This window comes from Bradyrhizobium sp. Mp27, assembly GCF_029953005.1.
Lineage (GTDB): Bacteria > Pseudomonadota > Alphaproteobacteria > Rhizobiales > Xanthobacteraceae > Bradyrhizobium > Bradyrhizobium barranii.
Genome location: NZ_JASAUS010000297.1, coordinates 1 through 5,102, shown reverse-complemented (window position 1 = coordinate 5,102; position 5,102 = coordinate 1). Strand labels below are relative to the sequence as shown.

General features: G+C 57.8%; 4 protein-coding genes. 3 read left to right on the top strand and 1 reads right to left on the bottom strand.

Annotation, left to right across the window (positions count from 1 at the left end; genetic code table 11):
* Positions 1–543 precede the first annotated feature (543 nt).
* The 3 genes from QJT78_RS48240 to QJT78_RS48230 all read left to right on the top strand — a co-directional run bounded on the left by QJT78_RS48240 (position 544) and on the right by QJT78_RS48230 (position 3,527).
* Positions 544–900, top strand: a complete 357-nt coding sequence (locus QJT78_RS48240; protein WP_162137032.1) for a hypothetical protein — start codon at positions 544–546, stop codon at positions 898–900.
* An 825-nt stretch (positions 901–1,725) separates the two neighbouring features.
* Positions 1,726–3,015 (top strand): carbohydrate porin, encoded by a 1,290-nt coding sequence (locus tag QJT78_RS48235; RefSeq protein ID WP_224517703.1) that lies wholly within the window; start codon positions 1,726–1,728, stop codon positions 3,013–3,015.
* A gap of 131 nt (positions 3,016–3,146) precedes the next feature.
* Entirely contained in the window at positions 3,147–3,527 is a 381-nt protein-coding gene (locus QJT78_RS48230) for a transposase (RefSeq protein ID WP_011084799.1), read from the top strand.
* Positions 3,528–3,534: 7 nt separating this feature from the next.
* On the opposite strand, the gene QJT78_RS48225 is transcribed toward QJT78_RS48230, so the two are convergent.
* Positions 3,535–4,170, bottom strand: a complete 636-nt coding sequence (locus QJT78_RS48225; protein ID WP_080586886.1) for a hypothetical protein — start codon at positions 4,168–4,170, stop codon at positions 3,535–3,537.
* Positions 4,171–5,102: the final 932 nt, after the last annotated feature.

Below are 5,102 nucleotides of genomic sequence, written 5' to 3'. Positions count from 1 at the left end.
AACCTCGGCTTCCATGACTCGATGGAAGCCACTGTGGACCCTTATCCCGGGGTCCCGATTGGATGCCGATCACCCCGAAAACGGGGTCCTTATTCCATGCCGAAACACACGCTTGATCAATCAAGTCCATTGTCCCTCGCTCAAGATCTCGTTCCAGCAGGCTTATTTTGTCGACGCGATAGCTCGCGATGCTCCCGCGTTCCAGGAGCTGCCAGCGTCGACAATAATCAATCTTGGTGAGCTTTCCGATCGGCTGCGCCTACTCCTATGAAACGCTCCCTCTTGAGCAACGCGACAATTTGCGCGCGTTCTCAATGATAGCGCCACCAGCGAGCAATGGTTCTCGTCGTAGTCGGCGATGGCGCAGCATTCTCTCATCATTCAGAAGAACCTTGCAGATTTTTTACCGTGCCCCGGCACGAATGCAAACCGTCCACTGATTCCTGCAAGTGTTCGATGGAGCCCCGCCTCACGCATTGCCCAGACCAGCAACCTCGTCTGGGACGCGCCACGTAAGCGCCACGGCTGATCGGCCGAGCCGCAATGGCGCGATTGGACCGGCAAACATTGCACCTGATCAACTACCAGTTCCGGCAGGTTGTTCGAGATGACGGGCACGTGGCAAGCGTAACCAACGAACGCCGCGCACATCAAGGTTTTGGATGCAAGACAGGTTTTGCCGCGCCGACGGCAGAAAGCAACTGCTCGCCGATATCCGCCAAAGCTGCTCGATGGCTGATTCCTCCGGTCCCCTGCGCTATCACGTTGGATATTGTGGTGTGGTTGCCGCGCGCGCAAATCCAAAAGCTCTTCGGCCTTCAAGCCCGCCGATCGTCTCGTGTTTCGCTGACAACGATACCAATGAAACGCTTCGTGAAGCCAAGCCTCTTGCACGGCTAGCCTTGCTTTCGGGTGGCTGCCGTTTGGTCCAGAAAGCCGCCTTCGATGCAGATGCGCACCACCGCCAGACTCGCCTGACGCACAGTGAGCAAGGTGGACATTCGCAACGCTTTGGCGGCCAGGACAGAACGCTCCGCGCGCTCGTGAGCATTTGCCGAGCCAGCGCTCTCCGCTGGCTCTGGGCGCACCGGCGTCACGCACAACCAAAGTTTCGGACCAGATCATCCTCGCGCCGCGAGCTGAGAGGTTCAGGAAGCCTGAGTGGCTCTGTTCGGATAGATCGAGTTCTGGCTCGTCCCCCTCCCCCACGGACGCGAAACGACAGCCGCGATGCCGCTTGCTCGTCATTGCGAGGAGCGCTGGCGACGAAGCGATCCAGACTGCCACTGCGGGGGGGTCTGGATTGCTTGGCTGCGCTTGCAATGACGATGTGGAAGCAGGCGCGTGCCACACGCCGCCGCGAGCTCACTTCGGGCCAATCAGGCCGCATATTCATGGCCGGCAGACATGGACCCGAACTACGCCATGCGTGATTGCCTTCTTGCGACGACCTCGCCCCGGACATACTCGGCTACGGCAGCACTTTCTTTCAATTTAAGACCAAGGGGAAAGCAATCTGGGCTTGCTATCGCACTTTCGCTAGCGGCTTGTCTGGTCGGCAATCCCGTACTGGCACAAACCGCGAGCGGACTTGATCCTAGTAACCACCCTGTGGATCAGGCCAGCAAAAGAGGAAAGACTTCCGACCGGGCCGCAAAGCTCCCGATCGACCTGATCTGTCAGGCAATCCGCCCTCCTGCCCCGGCGCGAGCAGCAGGTCCCGGAGTGCCTTTGGAGAAGCGCGGCAATGCGGACAGGGCTGCTCAGACGAGACCGCAAAAAACGATCGATCCCTTCCAAAGGTACGACAATCTGCGTGAAAAAGGGTTGTGGTTCCCCATCCCTGGTCCTGCAGATACGATTGATCAGGACAAGGGGGGCGTTAGATCTGCGCTGGCGGACGTCGGCATCGGCTATATCGGGTGGACACATAACTCCTTTGCAAGCAACCAGCTACCGCATGCAGCCAGAAGCACTATCGCAAACCAGCTCTATATGGGCCAGAATCCGACTTTCGCGTCGGCGAACTTCATGATCGTCACCTACGATCTGAGCCGGTTTGGCATTGCCGACGGACAGATTGTCGTAGGGGCCGAGCAGCAATACTGGACGTGGGATCGCCCAGGGCCAGATCGGGTGGGACTCAATACGCTCGCCTACTACCAGACTTTCTTCAATAGGACACTAGAACTCAAACTTGGCTACCTCAGAAACCAGAATGAATTCACCGGCACATTGTTCGGAGGAATCACAGGATCGAACATGTCTGCCTTGTTCCAGGCTGGGATGAGCACCAATGCCGCGCCCACGCCAGCGGCCAACTTGAAGTACAATTTTGACGCTCGCTTGTACAACAAGGTCTCCGTCCAGCGCTCAATCAGTCCAGATGGTGCCTATGCCCATATAACCGAGAATCCCACCGGCTTGAAATGGAGCACGGCCAATGCAGGCATCCTTCTTGTCGAAGAAGCCGGCTACAAGAGCAAGGCTGCTCCCGGCGTACCCGACACGTGGCTGCGGGCGGGCGTTGGTTTGAACAGGAGCCGCTACACGAATTTGGCGGATCCCAAGCAACAAAGGGAGAGCGGAAATAATTTTCACTACATCGCTGCGGACAGGCAGCTCTGGCAGAGTGACGCCCTTGGGTCGCCGTCTCGCGGCATCTACGGCGGCTTCTCCGTCATGGGAGCTCCACCTGAGCGCAACAGGATCAGCCGGTATTACGAGCTTCGTCTTTATGCAAAGGGACCTTTTGATAGCCGGCCCAGTGATCTGATTGCTCTCGTGGCGACCAACACGGCCTGGAGTAAGCTTGCAGTGGATGCTGCTCTGGCAAAAGGCCAGCTTGCGCACCGCGATAGCACAGCAGTCACGGGAACATACATCGCGCATCTCGCTCCGGGGATATATGCAAGCGTCGGACTGTCATACATTCATTACCCGACAATCATCACACACGCGCCCCAAACGGAACACGCGCTCAATCTGTTGATATCTACGTTGATATTCTTCTGATCATCGCAAGCGCCGTTCTGCTCCGACGTTATCGTGACGCATGGGACCGAACCCTACCACGGCAAGTCGGCTAAGCGTGACAGAAACGAGAGCGCGACCTTCGACCGAGCAACGAGCACCACTTTATCGGCATGGGGAAGGACCTGGACGATCGTAAGCTCGGGGGAAACCAGCGAGCGGAAGGCATGGAGCAAGGGCGAATCGCGGGCATCGATTGCGATTCTGATCTTATGACCTTATTCGCGCCCGTGAATTCCGCAACCTTCACCAAAGAACCCAATTGCATGAGACGAGGCGGTCTCGCGGGCGCCGGCATCACCGCGTTGATGAGCCGCGAGGCCGTTTGCTACGACAATGCCCCGATGGAGAGCTTCCTCCATACACTGGTTCGTCATCGCAACCATAACCGCGCCGACGCCCAGCGCATTATCTTTGCTTTCATCGAGGGCTTCTACGAGCCGAACCCGGCTCCATTCCGCAATCGATATATCGCCCGATCGAGATGGAGCTAAAAGCCGCTTAAACCCCTCCACTCTTTCGGGGAAGATCAGACTGCCCTAAATTTAGAGCCGAGTCATCTGGATCGACGGATACTGGCGACGGTATGGATTGATCATCGAGCAATCGCCAAAGCTCCCCTGGAGAGAATTGCTCTAGATCGAAACTAAGCCCTTCTGGACCGGCGGAGAACGACGGGGCAGGGTGTTGGCGCAAGTCATCCTGCAAGTCCTTTTCTAGTCGCTGAAGCTCCTCTGAGGGGACGGAGACGGGGGACGGCATGGATTGATTATCAAGCAATCGCCGAAGCTCCCCTGGAGAGAATTGCTTTAGATCGAAACTAAACTCTTCTGGATCGGCGGAGAACGACGCGGCAGGGTGTCGGTGCAACTCGCCCTGTAAGTCCTTTTCCAGTCGCTGAAGCTCCTCCGAAGGGACGGAGGCTGGTGACGGAATGGGTTGATGACCAAGATGATCCAGCACTTGCAAAAGCTCCCACTGATGAAGCTGCTCGGGATTGATCGCGACGTGCCCTTGGACGAAAGCCGACGGGGCGGGTTGATCCTCCTGCCCGTCCCGAAGCTCCTCTCGCCGACTGCTAGCTTCGTACGAGGCCCTGTGCTGTGCAGCGGCGTCGCCGATGAGCGTCGGTTCCATCAGTGCCGCGCTTTCGGGATGGATGGGGGCCACGTTCGGGGGGCGGGCGCGACCGCTCCGTTGGCGTACGATGACTTCGCCCGTCGACCGAAAGGTGCGGAGATGGTCTAATGCTACAAGGAGGATTTTGGGATTTCCCTTTCCGACGAACTCGTATACGTCACCGCCATTGCTCAGCGACTTATTGTCCTGCCGAGCAACAATGCTCGGTCTGCGTTTTGCGAAGAGCCAACGGCTAAAGCTAAGAAGAGCGCCTGCATGTTGCTTCGCCCCACCGGCGACCATCCCGCCTTTGATGAGAGCCTCCTCAAGCCTCAAGATTTCGGGAGCATCCTCGGATAAACAGGCCGCTTGTCCAACTGATGCCCCCGTACCACAATCCCAGTTGATTGAGCCGGCTGCATCGCGGAGGCTGCTGACATTGCTCCACCACCGCCTGAATTGGCGAACTCGCTCAGCTGCTGCTCAATGGCAACGCCTTGCGGACTTTTTAGGGCCCTTGGCCTCTTCGCTGCTCTCAACTCAGCTGTGTTACGCTCATCGTTGATGAGGACCTCGCTTGGCAAGAGGTTGCTCCTGGCAAGTGCACTCATCGGCTCGGCCGGGGACTGCTGGTGTAGCTAGACACATTGGTAGAGGGCCTACCGCGTGGCCCACCGTCAGGGATCGCGTTATCGGCTTCGCGCACCTCGTTTAATTGCTGCTCAAAGTCGTCTTGCCCGGATCGGTCGGGTTGATGCTCTTGCGAGACCTGTACCGCGGCCCGGCAGTTACGTCAAAATTGTGCGGTTCCACATTAGCCTCTCGTCATGAAATCAATTGAGCTAGCCCGTCCTATTCGTGAGAGTGCGGCTTTTGGGCCCGATTGATGCGGCCGCACATCTTGTCTGACGAGGCGCACAGGATTGCCTTCGGCTTTTCGCCGCCTGACG